Below are 20,730 nucleotides of genomic sequence, written 5' to 3' on the forward strand. Positions count from 1 at the left end.
CGGGATCACTTGGTCAGCGCCATCATCATGACGAGCGGACCGATCCCGCCATCGCCACCAAACATGCCGCCGCCGGAACCCGACGAGCCGCCAAAGCCGCCGCTGAGCAGCATGATCGGCAGAAGCTTCGACATCTGATCGCCATTGTCGATCACGACGTTGGGCACACCGTCGACCACCCTGGTCTCGGTCGTGCTGAGCAGGGGCAGCATCATCGCGAGCTGGCGCGATTCATCGAGCCCTTTCTTGAGCGCGTCGGTCGCCTTGGTGCGCTCGGCGATCTCGTGTTTGAGGCTGGCGCGCAGCTTCTGGTTCTCGCTCTCGATCGTACGCGTGCGGGCATCGACGGTGGTGATCGCCTTGCTGTTGGTGGCGATGCGCGCGTCGAGCCGCTGTGCCGTGGCGTTCAGCTCGGCCTTGGTGGCATAGCCGCCGGCAACTGGTTGCGGCACGGGATTGCCACGCCTGGCGGTCGGTACCCGCGGCATCGCGCGGCCGCGGCTGCGGCCGCGCACGGCCTCGTCGGACTCGAATGCCTCGTAGGACTCATCGCTCTCGATATCTTCGAGCAGTTCGCCGAAATCTTCAAACGCGCTATACATGATGCTGTCCTTTCGCCGTCAGTGAGTGGTGTTCTGCTCGGGCACCGTAGGTCGCGGGCGCGGCGGGCCGAGCAGCCGCGCGCGCAATTCGAGATCGGGTCTGACCATCCCGGGCCGGCCGCGTCCGCGGCAGCTCGGGCAGTAATCGTCCTCGCCCCAGCACAGCCCGCAGGCGCCGAGCGCGGCGGCGAGTTCGGCGAGGCGTTCGCTGGCGCCGCGATGCGCCTCGAACAGGCGGCGCGCCTGGCGCTTCATCGCCTCGATCCGCGCTTCCGCCTCGGCGAGGCGTTCGGCCAGCGCGAGCACCTCGTCGCCGAGATCGTCGGCGACGGGCTCGGGCACGATGGCGCGCGCCTGCATCATCTGGGCGAGCATCGCGAGTTGCGGGTTGCTGCGCTGGAGATCGGCGATCATCTGCTGGGCGAGCGCGGCCGGATCGGCCGCCGCGAGGGCCGGATCAACCATAAGCCGGTTCCTCCTCATACCATTCGGCCTCGCCGACCGACCAGTTCTCGTCATTCTCCCAGTCCTCGATCGCATAGGCTTCACCGGCGACGACAAGCGGCGGCGCGGGTGGCGGGGCGGGTTCGGGCGGGGCGACGTTGACCGTCACCGGGCGCGCCTGGGCGTTGGGGCCCCAGATCGACGGCGACAGCGCCAGCAGCGTGAGCAAGGTGTCGGTGCGCCCCTCGGCATCCTCGATGTCGACCCCGAGCGCCTCGCCGGCCTCGGCGACGAAGCCGGGGACGTGCTCCGCCCATTCATCATATTCCGCGGCCTCGTGCGCCGAGCGATTGGCCAGCGTGCCGAGCGCGCTGAGCAGCATGTGCACCGGGATCTGCTGGCCGCCGACGGGGATCGCCTGGCGCCCGAAGCTGCCCATCGCGGCGGAGGACAGGGCCTGCAGCGTTTCGGGCCGGGCGAGCATGCCGAACAACCCATTGGCGGCGCCGCCACCGCCACCGCTGAGCATGGCCAGTGGATTACCGCCGCCACCGCGCGCGCCGCCACCGATCGCACTGAGCGCGGCGAGCGGGCCACCGGCGCCACCGCCGCGTACCGTCGAGACGAGATTGCTGACGCTGCCAATGCCGCCGCCAACGGCGCGCGCGGTCGGGTTGCTCGATTGCGACAGGATGCCGCCAGCCCCGCCGGCCACGGCCCCGGCAAGAGCACCCCATGGGCCGAGCGCCGAGCCGGCCATCGCGCCCTGCGCCATCGCCGGCAGGGCGCGGCCGATGACGGGCGCGGCCTGTTGCGCGAAATGACCGACCGCACCGGCAGCATGCGACAGGCCACGCCCGATATCGTCGAACAGCCCCTCGACATCCTCGGCACTGGCCCCCTCGCCATAGATCTGGCGGACGATGGCATCGAGCTGGTGGACGTCGGCCTCGGCATAGGCCGGGGCGAGGCTGGCACGCAGCAGGGGGTAATCCTCATACATGGCGGGGTTCCTCATTCGGGCGGATCAGGGGGCGGGGCGACGTGGCGGTCGACCAGCGCGGCAAGGCTTTCGAGGCTGTCGAACGCGCCGAGCATCCGCCCGCCAAGCTCGGCAACGGTGCCGCGCAGGACCGGCGCGCCGCCGGCGACCGGCTCGAGCCAGGCGCGCACGACCAGCGTGGCGGCGCGGCCACCGATGGTGAAATGCGAAGCGGCTGGGACCTGATCGTCATTGTCGGCTCCGTTCATCGCGCTCGTCCGAGGGACCTGAAGTCCCGAGTCGGAAGGCGTTGTGAACGGCGCCCGTCACGCCGCGATCACGGCATCGTCACCGCCGCATCACGGCCCGGCGAGCGCGTGGTCGATCAGGCCGATCGCGGTACGCATCTGGTCGCGCGTGGCGGCGAGCACCTCGCGCAGGTCGGTGCTTCCCGGTGCCGGGACCGCGAGCGGTGGCGACGATGGCGGCACAGCGGCAGGGCCGGCCGGCGCACAGAGGCTGCGGTACAGTGCGCTGGTCTCGTCCATCGGCTCGACGCCGAGTTCGGCCGCAAGCACGGCGGCGCAGTGGCGATATTGCCGCAAGGCCAGCGCGCGGTTGCCGGTGCGGGCATAGCCCGTCATCAACAGCCGGTGGGCATCTTCGCGCAACGGCTCGGCAGCGGTCAGCGCGCGGGTCGTGGCGACGACGGCACGCCAGTCGTCGGCGCCGGCATGAATGCCGGCCAGCGCATAGAGCGCATCGAGCCGCAGGCAGCGCAGCCGCTCGCGCTCGATCAGCGCCCATTCGGCGTCGACCATCGGCATGAAATCGCCGCCATAGCCGTGCAGCGAGCGATGCAGCCGGCGCCGGGCCGGCGGATCGAGCACCACCGTGCGCGCAATCGCGGCGAGCGGCGCGGCGCGGCGTTCGAAAGCGAGCATATCGACCCACAAGGCGTCATCGAGCCGCAAGCGGACGCGCTCGCCACTGGCCTCGATCGGGCAGGCGAGATCGCCGAACGCGCTCCTGATGCGATAAAGTGCGCTGGCCAGCGAATGGCGCGCAGCATCACTCTCATGATCGGGCCATAACGCCATGGCGAGCGCATCGCGTGGCGCCTCGCGGCGCGGCGTGGCGAGCAGGTAGCCGAACAGCGGCCAGCAATTGGGCGGGACAGCAATGGGCGCACCGCCGACCCGTGCGGCAGCAGCAACACCCAATACCATCAGCTTCCACCGCGCCACGCAATCCCCCCGGGAATAGAACGGATTGCGACCCCCGGACCGACGATCGCCTCGTGACGACCGCGCCGTACCCGCGCGACTCGCGCCGCGTGGTGCCGCCATGCTGTTCCCTGCACCGAAAGGCGGCAAGAATAAAAAGGCATTCATCTTAATATGGCCGGCAAACTCGTCGTACATTTATCCCCGTCTATCGCGGATGCCTGATGCATCATACAAATGCGACATCGAATAGCACCGATATGACATGGATCTTATATGGTAGTTGGGCAGCTTTAACTAAGGTTATGCTGGAACGATTGCGGCACGTTACGTGTCATTTCGCGCCATGGGCTGCGCAGCTTGAAGCGCGGATCGCGACGAAACGTCGGCAATGCTGGCGGAGATGCGTCACCATCATGAAGACGGCTTTTGCCACTCCATGATCACGAACCAAGGCGCGCGACGGAACCGCGCGGCGCGGCGCGGATCGCCGCCATAGGGCGCCGGCTCGGCGAAGTGGCGCAGTACGAGCCCGGCGTCGAGCAGCAGCGCCATGTAGCTGCCGAGCGGCCGGTGCCAGTTGCGCACGCGGATGCCGCGCCAGCTCGCCCAGGCGGCGCGCTCGACAAGGTAATGGTCGATCGCGAAGCGGACGCGGCCGAGCAGATCGACCGACCAGCTGCCGGCGGTGCTGAAGCTGGCGAGATTGGCGATCAACAGCGACCCGCCCGGCCGCAGCACCCGCCCCATCTCGGCGATCGCCGCGGCGGGATCGGGGATGTCGATCAGCGACAGGTAGCTGACGACCAGATCGAACGAGGCGTCGGTGAAATCGAGTTGCTCGGCACGACCGAGGCGATAGTCCCCCGCCGGATCGCGCCGACGCGCTTCGGCGAGCAAGGGTTCGGTCGGGTCAATGCCCGTCGCCTTGATCCCGCGTTCGGCGAGCATGCGGCAGAACCGCCCCTCCCCGCAGCCGACATCGAGCGCCGTGGCGAAGCCACCGCGCGCGACGCGCTCCAGCATCGGCCGGTCGAGCACATACGCACGCCCGAAATCGCCGCGCTCACCGAGGCTGGCGATCCATGCCGCCGCTGATTCCGCCCAGCCGTCAGCCATTCCGCCTCCCCGCCCTCGTGCGCCTCAGCCGTCGATCATCTCGCGCACCCGCGCGCCGAGCGCCTCGATTGAGAAGGGCTTGGTGATGATCTGCATGCCCGGATCGAGCCGACCGCTACCGACCACGGCGTTTTCGGCATAACCGGTGATGAACAGCACTTTCAGCCCGGGGCGCGACACGCGCGCCGCGTCGGCGACCTGGCGACCGTTCATCCCGCCGGGCAGGCCGACATCGGTGATCAGCAGGTCGACGCGCACGTCGCTCTCCAGCCGGCGCAACCCCGATGGACCGTCTTCGGCGGTGATGACATGATAGCCGGCCTCGCCCAGCACATCGGCGACGAGCGTGCGGATCGCCTCCTCGTCATCGACCACCAGCACGGTTTCACCATGGCCGCCGAAATCGGCTTGCGCGACGGCGGCAGCGCCATGCTCGACGTCGACCTCGCCGGCGAAGCGCGGCAGGTAGAGGCACATCGTCGTCCCGTCGCCGACCTCCGAATAAATCCGCACCTGCCCGCCCGATTGGCGCGCGAAGCCGTAGATCATCGACAGGCCGAGCCCGGTGCCCTGGCCGAGCGGCTTGGTGGTGAAGAACGGATCGAAGGCGCGGTCGATCACGTCGGGCGCCATGCCCGTGCCGGTGTCGCTGACGCACAGCGAGACATATTGCCCGCGCGGCAGATCGCGATCGCGCGCCGCACGGTCGTCGAGCCATTTGTTGGCGGTCTCGATCGTCAGGCGACCGCCATCGGGCATCGCGTCGCGCGCGTTGATGCACAGGTTGAGCAGCGCGTTTTCGAGCTGGTTCTGGTCGGCCAAAGTCGGCCACAGTCCGGCCGCGCCGACCACCTCCATCGCGATGGTGGGCCCAACGGTGCGACCGATCAGCTCGGCCATGTTGCGCACCAGCCGGTTGATATCGAGCGGGCGCGGATCGAGCGTCTGGCGGCGCGAAAAGGCGAGCAGGCGCTGGGTCAGCGCGGCGGCGCGGCGCGCGCCCTCCTGCGCGGCATCGACATGGCGCGGCAGCGCGTCGAGCCGTCCCTGCGCGACGCGCCGGCCAAGCAGTTCGAGATTGCCGGTAATGCCGGCGAGCAGGTTGTTGAAATCATGCGCGATACCGCCGGTGAGCTGGCCGATCGCCTCCATCTTCTGCGCCTGGCGCAACGCCTCCTGCGCGGCGGCGAGCTCGTCGGCGGCGGTCTTCTCGGCGTCGATGTCGCGCCCGCTGGCGTAGACCAGCCCCTCATCGGGCGCGGCGACCCACGAGATCCAGCGAGCGCCGCCGTCGCGGTGCAGGCAACGGACCTCGACGGGTGGCAGCACGTCGCTGACCGCCCGCTCCAGCGCACCCTGCGTGACGGCGCGAAACTCGGGCTCGACCAGATCGAGGCAGCTTCGCCCGACGATCTCCTCGGGCAACCAACCGAGGATGCGCGTCCAGGCCGGGCTGGCGGCGCGGACGATCCCGTTGTCATCGAGCACGAGCTGGAGATCCTGCGAGGTCAGCCACAGCCGGTCGCGCTCGCGCGTCCGCGCCGCGACGGTCTCTTCCATCTCGCGCTCGGCCTGGACACGCAGCGTCGTCTCGACCGCGGTAACGAACACGCCACCGATGCCGTTCGCGGCGGTTGCGTCCGGCACGGGGCTGTAGCTCAGCGTGAAGCTGGCATCCTCCCAACGGTCGCCATGGCGCTGGATGCGCAGCACCGCGTCCTCGACGAACACCGCCTCGCTCGCGCCGTCGAGGATCGCACGGTGCGTCGGTTCGATCCGCGGCCACACCTCGGGCCATACGTCGCGGATCGGCCGGCCGAACCCCGCGGGGTGCTTGCCACCGAGGATCGGGCGATAGCCGTCATTGTAGATCAGCACGAAATCCGCGCCCCAGCGCAGCGCCATCGGGAAGCCCGACGCCATGACGATATCGACCGACAGCGCCAACGCGGGCGACCACGCGGCGCGCGGCCCGAGCGGCGTCGCCGCCCAGTCGAACGCCGCAGCGAGCGCCGGCATTTCGGCCGGCGGTCGTTCGGGAAACGGGGCACTGTCGTCGTGGACGTACGTCATCGCTCGTTTCCCGGCAGCCCCCGCCGGCACGTAACGGATGCCGACAACCGGGGTTTCAGCATTTGCAGCGAAACATCAAGGGGCTGGGGTTGGCCGGGCGCGATCGGCCGGGACATTGACAGACCCGGTTCCCCACCCTCCTATCCGTCAATCGGGAGAACGATGATGCAAAGAGCATTCTATCGGCGCGTCTGGCGTTTCAACGCCCTGGTCATCGCCGCCTTCGGGATCGTCGGCATTCTCGCCGCTGTGGCCGTGCTTGTCGCTGTCTTGATCGATGTCCAGAGCCGTTTCGCACCCCATGGCGTTTTTCGCGGAGATCGGCCCCGGTCAGAGGCCGTATCCGGTGACGTCCCGACCTTTACCAAGCAGGAGCGGGTCGAAGGGACGCCGTTCCTGGCAATGACGATCGGCGCGAAAAATCCCGATGGTAGCCTCGCCATGGTTGGGAGCTCCCGATCCGGCGATCAGGCCGAGCGTAACGTGCTTCTCCTTGACTTGAGAAACGGCGATACTCGCTACGTTCTGCCCAATAATGATCGACCTCTGGTGCAATGGGACGTGCTTTCCTCCGCCGGCCCCGACGGCAAGAGCGTCGGGCGCGCCTATGTCGCGCTGGTCGGCAACGCCGGATCGTCCAAATATGATGTTCTGATCGGCACCGTCGCTACGGGAAAGCAGCTCTGGGCGGCACGCGGCGTTACCGCGCTGGACGTGCCGAACCTTGTCGATGACGGTACGATCGGCTTCGTCGTGTGGAACGGCAACGCTGCCAGCTATCACCTCTACGGTCTCGACGATCTGAAAGAACGGATGGCGCGCCCGCTACCGCTGTTGGCGGCGGGCAAGACGGGCTGAACCGTGTCTTGCCGGTTCGCTTGGCCAATCGTTCGGGGCCCGATTTAAGGGGCGACCAGAACGGCTTTTCTTGGTGTAATGAGGTCGTTCAGCGGATCGAGAACTGGACGTCGAGTCCTCGCTCGCTTCTCGCGTCGGCAAACACCGCAGACACCCCCTGTAGCAGCACCATTATATCCTTACTTGATAGGTTCGCGTGTTGCACGACGACGCTGAATGGCGGCTCAATATCGTTTATGTTGCTGGTTATGCTGTCCCACAGAGCGTTGAGATTGTATCCGTGCCAGCCGGGCGAGCCCAGTGCTGGCAAGAGCGCAGAGAAAAAATCATCTGGCGACGACCACGTCGAGGCATCCAGTTCGATCGTTTTCATACCGTGCTGAATGCCCTCCACTTCAAATGTCCGCAATCGGGGGGCTCGCGCCCGGCGGCTTTTCTCCGCATGAAATGGCGGCGAGCATCAAATAGCGGCGCTTTCAATAAGCACCCGCCGCAAGCCGCTGCGACAGCCACCAGATGTTGCCCGACGGATCGGTAACGCCGCCCTGGCGCTCGCCATAGGGCATGTCGGCGACGGCCATCGTCTGCACGCCACCCGCCGCGACGGCGCGGGCCATCGCGGCGTCGGCGTCGGGGACGTAGAGATAGTGGGTACCGCGCGAGGGCTCGCGGCCGTCCACCGCTTCGCTGACCATGATCGTGATGTCGCCGAAGCGGATATGGGCGTTGCGCACGATGTCGTCGGGCGAGCGATGCACGCCGATGATCTCCCCACCCAGCCCGTCGGCGAGGAAGTCGAGATAGACCGGCGCATCGCTGACGAAGATATAGGGGAACAGCGTGGTGAAACCGGGCGGGATGTGCATGATCGCCTCCACATTCCAATGGCAGTCCGGCGCCATAGCACGAAGCGGGCGCGCCCGCGATCAGCCGTGCAGGAAGCGCCGCAAGGCCTCGCGGGTCGCCATCGCGGCGGCCGCGCTGATGCGCGCGCCGGGCATCATGTCGTAACCGTGGAAGCCGCCGGGGAAGACGTGCAGTTCGGTCGGCACGCCGGCGCGGATCAGGCGGCGGGCATAATCGAGATCCTCCTCGACGAAGAGATCGAGCGCGCCGGTCGAGATGAAGGTCGGCGGCAGGCCGGCGAGATCCGTTGCGCGCGCCGGTGCGGCGTAGGGCGAAACGTCGTCGCGGCCGGGTTCGTGGCCGAGCAGCGACGACCAGCCGAAATGGTTGCTGGCGGCGCTCCAGATGAACTCGCCGGTATGAGGGTGCGGGTCGGCGGTGACGCAGGTGCGGTCGTCGAGCATCGGATAGATCAGGTGCTGGAAGGCCAGCGCATGTTCGCCACGATCGCGGACGAGCAGCGCCAGCGCCGCGGCGAGGCCGCCACCGGCGCTCTCGCCCATCACCCCGATCCGCGCTGGGTCGATGCCGAGCGCAGCGGCGTTGGCGACGAGCCAGGCGAGCCCGGCATAACAATCCTCGACCGGGCCGGGGTGCGGCGTCTCGGGTGCGAGGCGATAGTCGACCGAGACGAGCGCACAGCCCAGCGCCTTGACCAGCGGGCGGTGGCGCGGCTCGCCCATGGCGGCCTTGCCGGCGACATAGCCGCCGCCATGGATATGGTAGATGCACGGCAGCGGCCGCGCCGCATCGTCGGGGAGGTAGATGTGTAACCCGATGTCGGGCGCGCCCGCCGGGCCGGGCACCGAACGCACCGCCAGCGTGCTGCCCGAGGCGTCGAACGGCATCACCGGCATCTCGCGGTTGCGCATCGCGTCGAGCGTGTCGGCGGCAATCGTCATGGTCGGCCAGAGATCGAGCATCGGGGCGACTTCGGAATCGACGAGGTGGCGGGTATCCATGGCATGTTCCTGCGTTCGGCGGGGCGTGGCGCGACCCCTTTCGCGCCATAGTGGAATCGTTTGTGCCGGCACGCCGGACCCAGGGCAGCCGAATCCGGATGACGCACGGCGCATTGTCCGTTTTGCGTTTGATGGCCTGTCGGGCATGGCGCAAGGCACCGGCACGCCGGTTTACGCCGATCGCCCTTTACCCCTTCCGGAGCCTTTCCCATGCGCATGATCGATCGCGACGAAGTCCGCCGGCGACTGAGCTATGAACGCTGCATCCCGATCGTGCGCGAGGCGATGATCGCCTTCTCGACCGGCGAGACGCGGCAGTTGCTGCGCTCGATCATCCCGCTGGGCGAGGGGCGGCTGTTCGGCATCATGCCCGGCGCGCTGGCGGCCGACGGGCCGTTCGGGGCCAAGCTGATCAGCGTCTATGCCGACAATTTCGCGCAGGGGCGGCAGTCGCATCAGGGCGTGGTCGTGCTGTTCGACCCCGCGAGCGGCGCACCGGTGTGCGTCGCGCATGCCGGCGAGATCACCGCGATCCGCACCGCCGCGGCCAGCGCGGTGGCAACCGATGCGCTGGCGCGGCCCGAATCCTGCCGGATGGCGGTCCTGGGATATGGCGAACAGGCCGCGACGCACATCCGCGCGATCGCACAGGTCCGCCCGCTCGAAATGGTGCGCGTATGGGGACGCTCGTCCGAGCGCGCGGCAGCGTTCGTCGCGAAGATGGAAGACGAATTCGATTTCGCCATCGCGGCGAGCGAGACGGTCCACGGTGCTGTGGTCGATGCCGACATCATCTGCACGGTGAGCGCGGCGCACGACCCGATCCTCGAAAGCGCCTGGGTGCGGCCGGGCACGCATCTCAACCTGGTCGGATCGAGCCATGCCGGGCCGGCCGAGGTCGACAATGCGCTGGTGGCACGGTCGCGCTTCTTCGTCGACAGCCGCGAGGGCGTGCTGGCGCAGGGCGGCGAATTCCGCCGTGCGCGCGACGCCGGGCTGATCGGCGACGACCACATCGTCGCCGAGATCGGTGAAGTACTGGCAGGCACGATCGCCGGGCGGGGCTCGGCGGACGAGGTCACCGTCTACAAGTCGCTGGGGCACGTCGTGCAGGATCTGGCGAGCGTGTGGGCGCTGTATCGCGACGACGCCTGACCATCGCCATCGCGCTCGCCCGGAGCAATTGACAATGCTGCGGTGCGGGAGCAATCGCCCGCCGGTCGGCGACTCGCCGACGATCAGGAACAACCAGACCCATGCCAAGCGACAGTAGCAGTCGATTGTCCGCGCCGTCGGAGGCGCCCGTCCGAGCCTGATCCGTCAGTCTCGCCCCGGGCTGCCGCCGATGGCGCCCGAACGAGGTGAGACATGAGCAAGATACCGCCCACCACCGGTATGCGCAGCTTTTCGCGCCTGCTGCGCGTCGCCCCCGCACCGAGCTGGGCCGATGCGATCGCCTTTATGCTGCTGGCCGGCGCGGCGGTGCTGGTCATTCGCGGCGCGGAAGGGATGAGCGAGCCGCTCGCCCGGCTGCGCATCGCGCCGGTGGCGCTCGATCCGTGGAACCTGCCGGGTTATGCGCTGCGCACGACGCTGCGCATGTTTGCGGCACTCGGCGCGTCGCTGGTGTTCACCTTCATCGTCGCGACGCTCGCCGCGCGCAGCCGCCGCGCCGAGATGGTCATCGTGCCGGCGCTCGACATCCTGCAATCGGTGCCGATCCTCGGCTTCCTGACCTTTACCGTGACGTTCTTCATGGGGCTGTTTCCGGGCGAGCAGTTCGGCGTCGAGCTGGCGGCGATCTTCGCGATCTTCACCAGCCAGGCGTGGAACATGGCGTTCAGCTTCTACCAGTCGCTGCGCTCGGTACCGGCCGATCTGGAGGAAGTGACGCGCGGCTTCGGGCTGTCGCCGTGGCGGCGTTTCCTGCGGCTCGAGCTGCCCTTCGCCACGCCGGCCCTGGTGTGGAACGCGATGATGTCGATGTCGGGCGGCTGGTTCTTCGTCGTCGCGTCGGAGGCGATCAGCGTCGGCAACACGCAGATCATGCTGCCGGGGATCGGATCATGGCTGGCGTTGGCGATCGAGCGGCAGGATTTCCGTGCGGTCGGCTGGGCGGTCGGCGCGATGGCGGTGGTCATCCTGCTTTACGACCAGCTGGTGTTCCGCCCGGTCGTCGCCTGGGCCGATCGCTTCCGCTTCGAACAGACCGCGTCGCAGGATGCGCCGCGCAGCTGGGCCTATGACCTGTTCCGCCGCACGCGGTTGCTGCCGCTACTGTTCGCGCCGCTGACCGGGCTTGGCCGGCTGCTGATGGCGATCGACACGCGCGCGGCGCGGCGCCCGGCGCTGCGCGACGACCCGCGGCGCGGGCGGATCGGGCGCGGGCTGTGGCTGGTGCTGGTCGCCGCCACATCGCTTGCCGCGGCGTGGCTGGTGGTGGGTTATGTCGCGCACCACCTCGCCTGGCGCGATGCGCTGCTCGCCTTCGGTTCCGGCATGGTGACGATGCTGCGCGTGCTGCTGCTGATCGCGGTCGCCAGCCTGATCTGGGTGCCGATCGGCGTATGGATTGGCCTCAGGCCGCGCTGGGCCGAGCGGCTCCAGCCGGTGGCGCAGTTCCTCGCCGCGTTCCCCGCCAATGTGCTGTTCCCCTTCGCGGTGATCGCGATCGTGCGCTGGCACCTCAATGTCGACATCTGGCTGTCGCCGCTGATGGTGCTCGGCACGCAGTGGTACATCTTGTTCAACGTCATCGCCGGGGCGAGCGCGATCCCCAACGATTTGCGCGAGGCGGCCGGCATGTTCGGCGTCAAGCGCTGGCAATGGTGGCGGCGGCTGATCATCCCCGGCATCTTTCCCTATTACGTCACCGGCGCGCTGACCGCCTCGGGCGGATCGTGGAACGCCAGCATCGTCGCCGAAGCGGTGTCATGGGGTCACGAGCATCTCGAGGCCACGGGTCTCGGCAGCTATATCGCGCGCGCCACCGCCGCCGGCGACTATCCGCGCGTGACGCTGGGCATCGCGGTGATGTCGATCTTCGTCATCGGATTCAACCGGCTGCTGTGGCGGCCGCTCTATGCCTATGCCGACCGCCGCCTGCGGCTCGGCTGACCAAGGAGAAGGTAGATGGCCACCGTGCTCAATCGCGCGATCGCGACCGTGCCGCTCGTCACGGTCGAACATGTCTCGCACCGCTATGGCAAGGCCGGCGGCGGCGGGCTGCTGGTGCTCGACGATGTCGAACTGACGCTCAACGAGGACGAAGTGGTCGGGCTGCTCGGCCGCTCGGGCTCGGGCAAGTCGACGCTGCTGCGCTCGATCGCCGGGCTGATGGCGCCCGACGAGGGCGCGATCCGCTTCGTCCCCGGCGAGGGCGGCGCGACGCCGACCGTCAGCATGGTGTTCCAGACCTTCGCGCTGTTCCCGTGGCTGACCGTGCTGGAGAATGTCGAACTCGGGCTCGAGGCGCTGCGCGTGCCGCCCGACGAGCGCCGCACGCGCGCGCTCGCCGCGATCGACCTGATCGGCCTCGACGGGTTCGAGAATGCCTATCCCAAGGAACTTTCGGGCGGGATGCGCCAGCGCGTCGGGCTGGCGCGCGCGATCGTCGTCAACCCGTCGCTGCTTTTGATGGACGAGCCCTTCTCGGCGCTCGACGTGCTGACCGCCGAGACGCTGCGTACCGACCTGCTCGACCTGTGGGCGGAAGGGCGGATGCCGATCAAGTCGATCCTGATCGTCACGCACAATATCGAGGAAGCGGTGCTGATGTGCGACCGCATCCTGGTCTTCTCGTCCAACCCCGGGCGCGTCGCGGCCGAGATCAGGGTCGACCTGCCGCAGCCGCGCGACCGGCTCGACCCGGCATTCCGCGCGCTGGTCGACGACATCTATGCACGGATGACCGCACGCGCGCCGGCCGAGCCGAGCCGCGACGGCACGCTGCCCGGCGCGACGATCCAGACGATGCTGCCGCGCGTCTCGACCAACGCGCTGGCCGGGTTGATCGAGGAGGTCGATGCCAGCCCGTTCGACGGTCGCGCCGCGATGGCCGACCTTGCCGACCAGCTGCAGCTCGAGATCGACGAGCTGTTCCCGATGGCCGAGACGCTGCAACTGATGCGCTTCGCCGAGCTGCACGGCGCCGACATCCAGCTCACCCCGGCGGCGCGGCGCTATGCCGAGGCCGATGTCGACACGCGCAAGGCGATGTTCGCGCAGGCGCTGCTCGCGCATGTCCCGCTTGCGCAGCATATCCGCCGTGTGCTCGATGAGCGCGCCGGTCATGTCGCCCCGGCACGCCGCTTCCGCGATGAGCTGGAGGACCATATGTCGCCGGAATACGCCGACGAGACGCTGCGCACGGTGACGCATTGGGGCCGCTATGCCGAGGTCTTCGCCTATGACGAGGCCGATGATCGCTTCTCGCTGGAAGACGCCGTGTGACCTGGCGGGTCGCCGGCCTCGCGGCGCTGCTGTTCGCCGCGCCGGCCCTTGCCCAGGACGAGCGGCCGAGCGGCGCGCCGGCGTCGGCCAACGAGCGGCCGGCGGGGCCCGTCACGCTGTCGGTGGTGTATACGGCCGACCTGCGCGGCAATGTGCGCGGCGGGATCGCGACCGGCACGCGATATCTCGACAATGTCGACCTCCAGCTGTCGGTCGATGCCGACCGCCTCCTCGGCTGGAAGGGTGCGAGGCTGTTCGTCTACGGCCTCTACAATAATGGCACGCCGCTCTCGGCCGACCTGGTCGGCGACGTGCAGAGCGTCTCCAATGTCGAGACCGACATCCGCGCGCTGCGCCTGTTCGAGGCGTGGATCGAGCAGGATATCGGGCAACGCGGGTCGCTCAAACTCGGGCTCTACAATCTCAATGCGGAATTCGACACGACGCGCAGCGGCGGGCTGTTCCTGCTCTCGTCGCACGGCATCGGCCCGGATTTCTCGCAATCGGGGCGCAACGGACCGTCGATCTTCCCGGTCACCTCGCTCGCGCTGCGCGGCGAGATGAAGTTCGGCAGCAACTGGCTGGCGCGGGCCGCGGTGCTCGACGGCGTGCCGGGCGACCCCGAACATCCTGGGCGCACCGCGATCAATCTGTCGGGGCGCGACGGCGCGTTGCTCGTCGGCGAACTCGACTATCTGCGCGGCGGCACCAAGCTCGCGCTCGGCGGCTGGGGTTATACCGCGCGGTTCGACGACGTCGCCTCCCCGCCCGGCACGGCGACGGGCCGCGGCAACAAGGGCGGTTATGTCATTGCCGAACATCGTTTCTTGGGCACGCGCGACGACCCGCCCAAGGGGCTGTCGGGCTGGCTGCGCTTCGGCGTGGCCGACCCGCGCTACAATATGATCGCCAGCTATCTCGGCGGCGGCATGGTCTATGCCGGGCCGTTCCGTGGGCGCACGGAAGACGAGGCCGGCATTGCTTTCGCCTCGGCCAATTTCAGCCGGCGGTATCGGCAGTTCCAGCTGCTGGCGGGCAATCCGACCGATCGTCGCGAGCTGATCGTCGAGGCTAGCTACCGCGCGACCATCGCGGATTGGCTGAGCTTCCAGCCCGACCTGCAATATGTCGCCAATCCCGGCGGCGACGCGCGACGTCGCGACGCGGTGGTACTGGGGTTGCGCGTGAAGATCGGCAAATAGGCTACGCCGCTGGCCGACCGCGAACGAGAGGACGCGACGCTCCAGAAGCTCGACGATCGCACCGTTACGAAAGGTGCGCCGCATGGTACAAGCGCATCATGGAGCCGCCTTGGTCTGTCTTCCCCGATGAGCCGCGCGGATCGATCAGCTGGCGAATGGGCAGCGGCGAAGAAACCTATGACACCTTTTACAAAGCTTTTTTGGTCATGTCCGCGGAAGCGCGGGCTTCCTTTGCGCTCGCAAATCCGGAACCGCCGGGGTGGCAAGGCTTTTACGCGATGATCAGCGAAAACCCCTGGCTCGAAATCTAGGCTGATACGCTACCGGCAAGACGCCGTACTCGCGTGTTGGGTCGATCGGTGTTAATGATGGCCGCGCGGCTTGGGGAGCAGCGACCATGAAATATCTGCATTTCGTCTTCGGGGTCTTGGCGTATTTCGTTTTCTTCGGCGTCTTTCTCTATCTGATCGGCTTTGTCGGCGATCTGTACGTGCCGGTCAGCGTCGATCGCGGGCCGGCCGCGTCGCTGTCCGTCGCAATCGCCTGCGACATCTTCGCCATCGTGCTGTTCGGCGTGCAGCACAGCGTGATGGCGCGCCCCGGGTTCAAGGCGGTGCTGACGCGCAGCGTGCCGCCGGTGCTCGAACGCACCCTCTATGTGCTGATGAGCAGCATCGCGCTGCTCGCGATGATCGTGCTGTGGCGGCCGATCGCGCCGATCGTCTGGGAGGCCCGCGCGCCGTGGCTTGCGGGCGCGCTGTGAGGGTTGTTCTTTCTCGGCTGGGGCGTGGTGTTCGTCAGCACCTGGCTGCTTGACCATTTCGAACTGTTCGGCCTCGCCCAGCATTGGCGCCATCTGCGCGGGCATGAAGCGCCCGCCCCCGAACTGCGCGAACCGCTGTTCTACAAATGGGTGCGGCACCCGCTCTATACCGGCTTCCTGATCTCCTTCTGGGCGATTCCGACGATGACCGTCGGGCATGCGCTGCTGGCCGGCGGTATGACGCTCTATGTGCTGATCGCGGTCGGTTTCGAGGAGCGCGACCTGCTGCGCCATATCGGCCCGGCCTATGCCGATTATCGTCGTCGCGTCGGCATGCTGGTGCCGGGGCTCGGCAAGGTGCGCGGGTAGCGGCGGAGCTCGATTTGCCGAAAGAATTACGTTAACCATCAAGTGTTTCGCGGCGATACACGGCAAATTTCGCGACGGATTCGCTAACGAATCTACGCTATGGCGCGAAGCGCCGGTGGGTTCCGGCAGTGGGAGCGCACTGCGCCGATGAGTTTGTTCGCGATCAGGGAGTGGTTTCGCATGCGTCGGCTGAGCCGGGTCGGCGCACTCGCCGTCGCGTTCGTCATCTGTGCCGGCGTCTCGGCGCATGCCGCGTTGCGCGCGATCGCCGCGCGAACCGAGACTGTCGCCGAGGCGCCGCCCGTGCCGACCGGCTATGAGGCACTCGAGCATTTTCCGGGCGCGGCCGCGCTCTATGCCGACGATCCAGAGCCAGTCGCCGCCGCGGCGCCTGCCGCCGAGACCGCGATCGCCGGCGCAACGGGTAGCATCGCGCTGCCCGATCTCCCGCTGCCGCCCGGTGCAGGCGATTATGCCGCCAATGCCAGCATCCATCCGGCCCAGCCTTTTTCGATGAAGAATGCCAGCGCAGTCGACAAGGGCCGCGCGCTGCAATGCCTGACCGCCGCGGTCTATTATGAGGCCGCGACCGAGCCCGATGCCGGGCAGCAGGCAGTGGCGCAGGTCGTGCTCAACCGCGTGCGCCACCCGGCCTTTCCGGCGACGGTGTGCGGCGTGGTCTATCAGGGATCCGAACATAGCGGCTGCCAGTTCAGCTTTGCCTGTGACGGCGCGGCGGCGCGCACGCCAAGTCGCGACTATTGGATCCGCGCGGCGAAGGTCGCGGCGGCGGCATTGGGCGGCCGTGTGTTCGCCCCCGTCGGCCTCGCGACGCATTACCATACCTATGCCGTGACGCCGCGCTGGAACCGCAGCCTCGTGATGACCGCGGCGATCGGTGCGCACTTCTTCCATCGCTGGCAGGGCTGGTGGGGCACGCCGGCGGCGTTCAGCCAGGGCTATGCCGGCGGCGAGCCCCTGCCCGCCCCGCATCCGCGCGCCGATGTCCCTGTTCCGGTGCTGGCGGCAATTCCCGCCCCGCCGGTCGTCGCGCCGCGCGTGACCGCGCCGGCCGCGATCCAGCCGGCCTATGCGCAGAGCGGCAGGCCGCTGGCCGGCGGGGCGGCGGTGGTGGCCACGTCGCGCGCGACCGCCTCAGCCGTGCCGCCGGGCTACCAGAGCGACGACTCGCAGATCCTCGACAAGTGGAAGGATTCGGGCAAGCCGCTGCGATAATCATTCCTCCCCGCGACGGGGAGGAACCCCCATCGCTACCTTCCCAGATATTTGTCGAACCACGCCACCGTGCGCTTGCGCAGGTCGGCGGTGTTGGCGGGGCCGCGGATGCCATGGCCTTCCTCGGGATAGATCACCAGGCTGGTCTCGACGCCCATGTCCTTCAGCGCGTGCCAATATTCGATCGACTGGGTCGGCGGCACCTCGATGTCGCGTTCGCCGACATAGATGAAGGTCGGCGTCTTCGCCTTCTTCATGTGGTAGATCGCCGAGACGTCCTCATAGGCTTTGGGGTCGTCGTACATCGTCTTGCCGAAGAACGGCAGCATCCACTGGTCGATGCCATTGGTGCCGTAATAGCTGACCCAGTTGGATAGCCCCGCCCCCGCGACGATCGCCTTGAAGCGGTTGGTCTGGGTGTTGGCCCACATCGCCATGAAGCCGCCATAGCTGCCACCGGTCAGGCCGAGCCGCGCGTCGTCGATCGGCGCTTGCCTTTCGACCGCGTCGATGCCGCTAAGGATGTCGCGCAAATCGCCGCCACCGAAGTCGCGCTTGTTGGCAGCGGTGAACGCCTCGCCCTGGCCGTAGCTGCCGCGCGGATTGGGCAGGAAGACGTAGTATCCGGCAGCGAGCAGATCGGCGGTCGCGCCGCGCTGGACGTAACTGGGCACGTTGGCGGCGGAGGGGCCGCCATGGACGATGGTGACCATCGGATGCCTGGCCGCCGGATCGGCACCAAGCGGCGCGAGCAGCCAGCCCTGCACGTCGAAGCCGTCATTCTTCCACTCAATGCTGCGCGCAATGGCAAGCGCGGGGGCGGCGTCATTGTCATGCGTGATCTGCACCGGTTTGCCGACCGGGCCGGCGAAGATCGCGGGGGCATGGGTGAAGTCCTGCACGACCATCGCGACGGTACGGCCATCGGCGCTGAACGCGGCGCGGCCGTCGCCGGCGGCGAAGCTGGCCGGGCGGCTCCAGATACCTGCGCCGTCCGCGTTCGAGGAAACCGGGGTCATGTACCCTGCTCGGTCGCCTTTGAGGACGGTCAACCACAACCCCTTGTTTGTGGCGATCAGTGAAGTGGCCGTGAACTTCGCGTCCCGCGACATGTTTACCGGCTCGCCACCGGCGAGTGGCACGGTCCACAAATCGCCGCCGACCGAGCCGAAATCGCTCATCAGCCCGCCGATATAGGCCACGCTCCTGCCGTCGGGCGAAACCCGCGGGAAATTCATTTGCGTCGTCGGCCTGGCGATGTTCCGCAGATCGCCAGTCGCCGCGTCGATCGCGTCGAGCGTCGCGACCCACCAATTATTGTCGCCATTGCCGAGCGCTGTGGTGGCGACGAAGCCCTTGCCGTCGGGTGTCCAGTCATATTCGTAGACGTAGCGATCGGCCGGCGACAGCGGCTTGACCGCCGCCGCCGCGACCGGCGCGCCCGTGGCGTTGAACACGGCAAGGCGCTGTTCGTCGCTATGCTCGCCGATCTCGCCGACCTGGCGCACGCCGGCCTGGGTCGCGCCGGCTTCCTTGGCGGCGCCGATCGTGACGAGCAGCGCGATGCGCGTGCCATCTGGCGACCAGCGCGGCGTCTGCGCGATGCCGGCAACCGTCGCTACCGGGCGCTGCGCCCTGCCTCCATCGACCATCAGCGTAACGGTGCCAGCGGCGCGATCGCGCGCGAGATAGGCAAGGCTGCCATCGGGGCCGAAGCTCAGCCCGGCATAACCGCATTTGGCGCACGGATCGATCGTACGCAGCACCTTGCCGCCCTTGACCGAACGCAGCGTGACGACGCCGTGATCGGCGGCATTGTCCTCGATCGTCGCCAGCACATCGCCCTTCGGCGCGAGCGCGAGCCCGCCATATTGATGGATCGGCGCGGCGAGCGCCGGGGTGGCGGTGGCGGCGAGCAACAGGGCGGCGAAACGCAAACGCATGAACAGGCTCCGGGAGAAGGGATGCGTCGGGATAGCATGGCGGCGGCGCGCGGCAAGCCGTTCGCATCGGCCGCCGCGCCGCGGTGTCGTCTCGATCCTATCGACCGCGCCCGATCGGGTGTATCATGGGCGCAATTGGATCCGATGCAGAAAGGGGAGCACGACCATGGCAACGCAGTTTCCAGGCGGCCGTTCGAAGGGCATGATCGAGCGCATCAAGCGCCTGATATTGAGCCCGACCGCCGAATGGCAGGCGATCGACGCCGAACCGATGACCGCAATGGGCATCTTCACCAGCTGGGTCGTGCCGCTCGCCGCGATCGGGCCGATCGCCGGGCTGATCGGCGCGCAGTTATTCGGCTTCGGTTTTCTCGGCGTGCATTACCGGCCGTCGCTGATCGGATCGATCGAGACGGCGGTGATCGGCTATGTCTCGATGCTGGCCGGAATCTTCATCCTCGCGCTGGTGATCGATGCGCTCGCCCCGAGCTTCGGCGGCACCAAGAACGCCGTCGCGGCGATGAAGGTCGCGGCTTACTCGTCGACCGCGGCGCTGGTCGTCGGGATCGTCCAGATCATGCCCAGCCTGTTCTTTCTCGGGCTGCTCAGCTGCTATTCGCTCTATCTGATGTGGATCGGCCTGCCGCTGCTGATGAAGCCGCCGGCGGACAAGGCTGTGCCGTATTTCGCCGTGTCGCTGGTCGCGTGCGTGGTGGTGTACGCCGTAGCCATGGCGATCGCCGGGACGGTGACCGGCGGGTTGATGCGACCGGGGATCACCGCCGATGCCGGCACGGTCAGCGGCACGGTGTCGGTGCCCGGGCTCGGCTCGGTCGATCTCGACAAGGTGAAGGCCGCCAGCGAGCGGATGACGGCGGCGAGCGAACGGATGCAGGCCGATGCGGCGAGCGGGCACAGCTCCGCGGTGCCGGCAGATACGCTGCAGGCGATGCTGCCGGCGACGATCGCCGGCTTCACGCGCGGCGATGTCGAGACGCAGGCCGGTGGTGCTGCGGGCATCAGCGGCAGCAAGGCCGAGGCGCGCTATACGATGGGCGAGCAGAGCTTCAGCCTGTCGGTCGCCGATGTCGGCGCGATGGGCGCGGTGGCGACGCTGGGCGGGGCGATGAACCTGCAATCGAGCAAGACCACCGCCAATGGCTATGAAAAGACCGCGATGGTCGACGGATCGATGGTCAGCGAGAAATGGGACAATGCCGACCATCGCGGCAGCTATTCGACGATGGTCGCCAGCCGCTTCGCGGTCGACGCGTCGGGTAATGCGCAGAGCATCGATGTCCTGAAACAGGCGGTGGCGGCGATCGATACGGGTAAGCTGGCGGGACTGGCGAAGTAGGGCGATCCGGCCGGGGCATTGGCGGGCTGATCGGTAATCTTCGAGCGCGCTCCTTCCCGGGTGTCGACGGCGGCTTTCGAGCGATTCGATCGATCGGCGGCAGGTAGAATGGCAATGAGTGGTGGAGGCTGTGTGAAAACGCCCTGATATGCTATGATTCTGGCGTTGCAGGAGGCGCCGAAGTGGGACGTTTCATTGAGGGCTGTGATCGCCGGCAGAAGCTGCTTTTGCCCAAT

At 67.8% G+C, this 20,730-nt stretch carries 21 protein-coding genes; 10 read left to right on the forward strand and 11 right to left on the reverse strand.

The genetic code is table 11. The features are described from left to right. Positions 1 to 5 precede the first annotated feature (5 nt). The 7 genes from U1839_RS17200 to U1839_RS17230 form a co-directional block, all read right to left on the reverse strand. Positions 6 to 602 carry a hypothetical protein gene (locus tag U1839_RS17200; RefSeq protein ID WP_332804815.1) on the reverse strand — a complete coding sequence of 199 codons (597 nt, stop codon included), beginning with the start codon at positions 600 to 602 and terminating at the stop codon, positions 6 to 8. Between the two features lie 18 nt (positions 603 to 620). Next, the gene (locus U1839_RS17205; protein WP_332804816.1) at positions 621 to 1,067 is read right to left on the reverse strand and encodes a hypothetical protein; all 447 of its coding nucleotides are present in this window, start codon (positions 1,065 to 1,067) and stop codon (positions 621 to 623) included. Further along, positions 1,060 to 2,049 (reverse strand): hypothetical protein, encoded by a 990-nt coding sequence (locus tag U1839_RS17210; protein WP_332804817.1) that lies wholly within the window; start codon positions 2,047 to 2,049, stop codon positions 1,060 to 1,062. The genes U1839_RS17205 and U1839_RS17210 overlap by 8 nt, the downstream gene beginning before the upstream one ends. 11 nt (positions 2,050 to 2,060) lie before the next feature. Next, entirely contained in the window at positions 2,061 to 2,297 is a 237-nt protein-coding gene (locus U1839_RS17215) for a hypothetical protein (RefSeq protein WP_332804818.1), read from the reverse strand. A 90-nt stretch (positions 2,298 to 2,387) separates the two neighbouring features. Next, on the reverse strand, positions 2,388 to 3,257 hold the full coding sequence (locus U1839_RS17220; protein WP_332804819.1) for an AfsR/SARP family transcriptional regulator: 870 nt from the start codon (positions 3,255 to 3,257) through the stop codon (positions 2,388 to 2,390). A 411-nt stretch (positions 3,258 to 3,668) separates the two neighbouring features. Further along, positions 3,669 to 4,373: a class I SAM-dependent methyltransferase gene (locus U1839_RS17225; protein ID WP_332804820.1), complete on the reverse strand. Its 705-nt coding sequence runs from the start codon at positions 4,371 to 4,373 to the stop codon at positions 3,669 to 3,671. 24 nt (positions 4,374 to 4,397) lie between these two features. Further along, entirely contained in the window at positions 4,398 to 6,446 is a 2,049-nt protein-coding gene (locus U1839_RS17230; protein ID WP_332804821.1) for an ATP-binding protein, read from the reverse strand. On the opposite strand from U1839_RS17230, the gene U1839_RS17235 reads away from it, so the two are divergent. Then, complete coding sequence (locus U1839_RS17235) at positions 6,432 to 7,304, forward strand: hypothetical protein (protein ID WP_332804822.1); 873 nt, start codon at positions 6,432 to 6,434, stop codon at positions 7,302 to 7,304. The two genes, U1839_RS17230 and U1839_RS17235, sit on opposite strands and share 15 nt — an antisense overlap. 88 nt (positions 7,305 to 7,392) lie before the next feature. Here the strand turns inward: U1839_RS17235 and U1839_RS17240 are convergent, their stop codons facing one another. From U1839_RS17240 to U1839_RS17250, 3 genes are all read right to left on the reverse strand, one after another. Next, positions 7,393 to 7,677 carry a barstar family protein gene (locus U1839_RS17240; RefSeq protein ID WP_332804823.1) on the reverse strand — a complete coding sequence of 95 codons (285 nt, stop codon included), beginning with the start codon at positions 7,675 to 7,677 and terminating at the stop codon, positions 7,393 to 7,395. Between the two features lie 103 nt (positions 7,678 to 7,780). Further along, the gene (locus U1839_RS17245; protein WP_332804824.1) at positions 7,781 to 8,170 is read right to left on the reverse strand and encodes a VOC family protein; all 390 of its coding nucleotides are present in this window, start codon (positions 8,168 to 8,170) and stop codon (positions 7,781 to 7,783) included. A 60-nt stretch (positions 8,171 to 8,230) separates the two neighbouring features. Then, positions 8,231 to 9,172, reverse strand: a complete 942-nt coding sequence (locus U1839_RS17250; protein WP_332804825.1) for an alpha/beta hydrolase — start codon at positions 9,170 to 9,172, stop codon at positions 8,231 to 8,233. Positions 9,173 to 9,388: 216 nt separating this feature from the next. On the opposite strand from U1839_RS17250, the gene U1839_RS17255 reads away from it, so the two are divergent. The 8 genes from U1839_RS17255 (at position 9,389) to U1839_RS17290 (ending at position 17,194) form a co-directional block, all read left to right on the forward strand. Further along, the gene (locus tag U1839_RS17255) at positions 9,389 to 10,327 is read left to right on the forward strand and encodes an ornithine cyclodeaminase family protein (RefSeq protein ID WP_332804826.1); all 939 of its coding nucleotides are present in this window, start codon (positions 9,389 to 9,391) and stop codon (positions 10,325 to 10,327) included. A gap of 213 nt (positions 10,328 to 10,540) precedes the next feature. Continuing rightward, positions 10,541 to 12,289, forward strand: a complete 1,749-nt coding sequence (locus U1839_RS17260) for an ABC transporter permease (RefSeq protein ID WP_332804827.1) — start codon at positions 10,541 to 10,543, stop codon at positions 12,287 to 12,289. A gap of 15 nt (positions 12,290 to 12,304) precedes the next feature. Next, positions 12,305 to 13,624, forward strand: coding sequence for an ABC transporter ATP-binding protein (locus U1839_RS17265; RefSeq protein WP_332804828.1), 1,320 nt, complete (start codon positions 12,305 to 12,307; stop codon positions 13,622 to 13,624). Beyond that, on the forward strand, positions 13,621 to 14,826 hold the full coding sequence (locus tag U1839_RS17270) for a carbohydrate porin (protein ID WP_332804829.1): 1,206 nt from the start codon (positions 13,621 to 13,623) through the stop codon (positions 14,824 to 14,826). The genes U1839_RS17265 and U1839_RS17270 overlap by 4 nt, the downstream gene beginning before the upstream one ends. 98 nt (positions 14,827 to 14,924) lie before the next feature. Continuing rightward, positions 14,925 to 15,137 carry a hypothetical protein gene (locus U1839_RS17275; RefSeq protein WP_332804830.1) on the forward strand — a complete coding sequence of 71 codons (213 nt, stop codon included), beginning with the start codon at positions 14,925 to 14,927 and terminating at the stop codon, positions 15,135 to 15,137. 86 nt (positions 15,138 to 15,223) lie between these two features. Continuing rightward, positions 15,224 to 15,589: a hypothetical protein gene (locus U1839_RS17280; protein WP_332804831.1), complete on the forward strand. Its 366-nt coding sequence runs from the start codon at positions 15,224 to 15,226 to the stop codon at positions 15,587 to 15,589. 3 nt (positions 15,590 to 15,592) lie between these two features. Further along, a complete protein-coding gene (locus tag U1839_RS17285; protein WP_332804832.1) occupies positions 15,593 to 15,958 on the forward strand; it encodes a methyltransferase family protein in 366 nt (121 codons plus the stop codon). 180 nt (positions 15,959 to 16,138) lie between these two features. After that, complete coding sequence (locus tag U1839_RS17290; protein WP_332804833.1) at positions 16,139 to 17,194, forward strand: cell wall hydrolase; 1,056 nt, start codon at positions 16,139 to 16,141, stop codon at positions 17,192 to 17,194. A 35-nt stretch (positions 17,195 to 17,229) separates the two neighbouring features. On the opposite strand, the gene U1839_RS17295 is transcribed toward U1839_RS17290, so the two are convergent. Further along, positions 17,230 to 19,137 carry a S9 family peptidase gene (locus U1839_RS17295; protein WP_332804834.1) on the reverse strand — a complete coding sequence of 636 codons (1,908 nt, stop codon included), beginning with the start codon at positions 19,135 to 19,137 and terminating at the stop codon, positions 17,230 to 17,232. A gap of 166 nt (positions 19,138 to 19,303) precedes the next feature. Here U1839_RS17295 and U1839_RS17300 point away from each other — a divergent pair, with 166 nt between their 5' ends. Beyond that, on the forward strand, positions 19,304 to 20,494 hold the full coding sequence (locus U1839_RS17300) for a Yip1 family protein (RefSeq protein ID WP_332804835.1): 1,191 nt from the start codon (positions 19,304 to 19,306) through the stop codon (positions 20,492 to 20,494). The last annotated feature ends 236 nt before the right edge of the window (positions 20,495 to 20,730 follow it).

It is taken from the genome of Parasphingomonas halimpatiens (assembly GCF_036663795.1).
In the GTDB taxonomy this organism is placed as follows: domain Bacteria; phylum Pseudomonadota; class Alphaproteobacteria; order Sphingomonadales; family Sphingomonadaceae; genus Sphingomonas.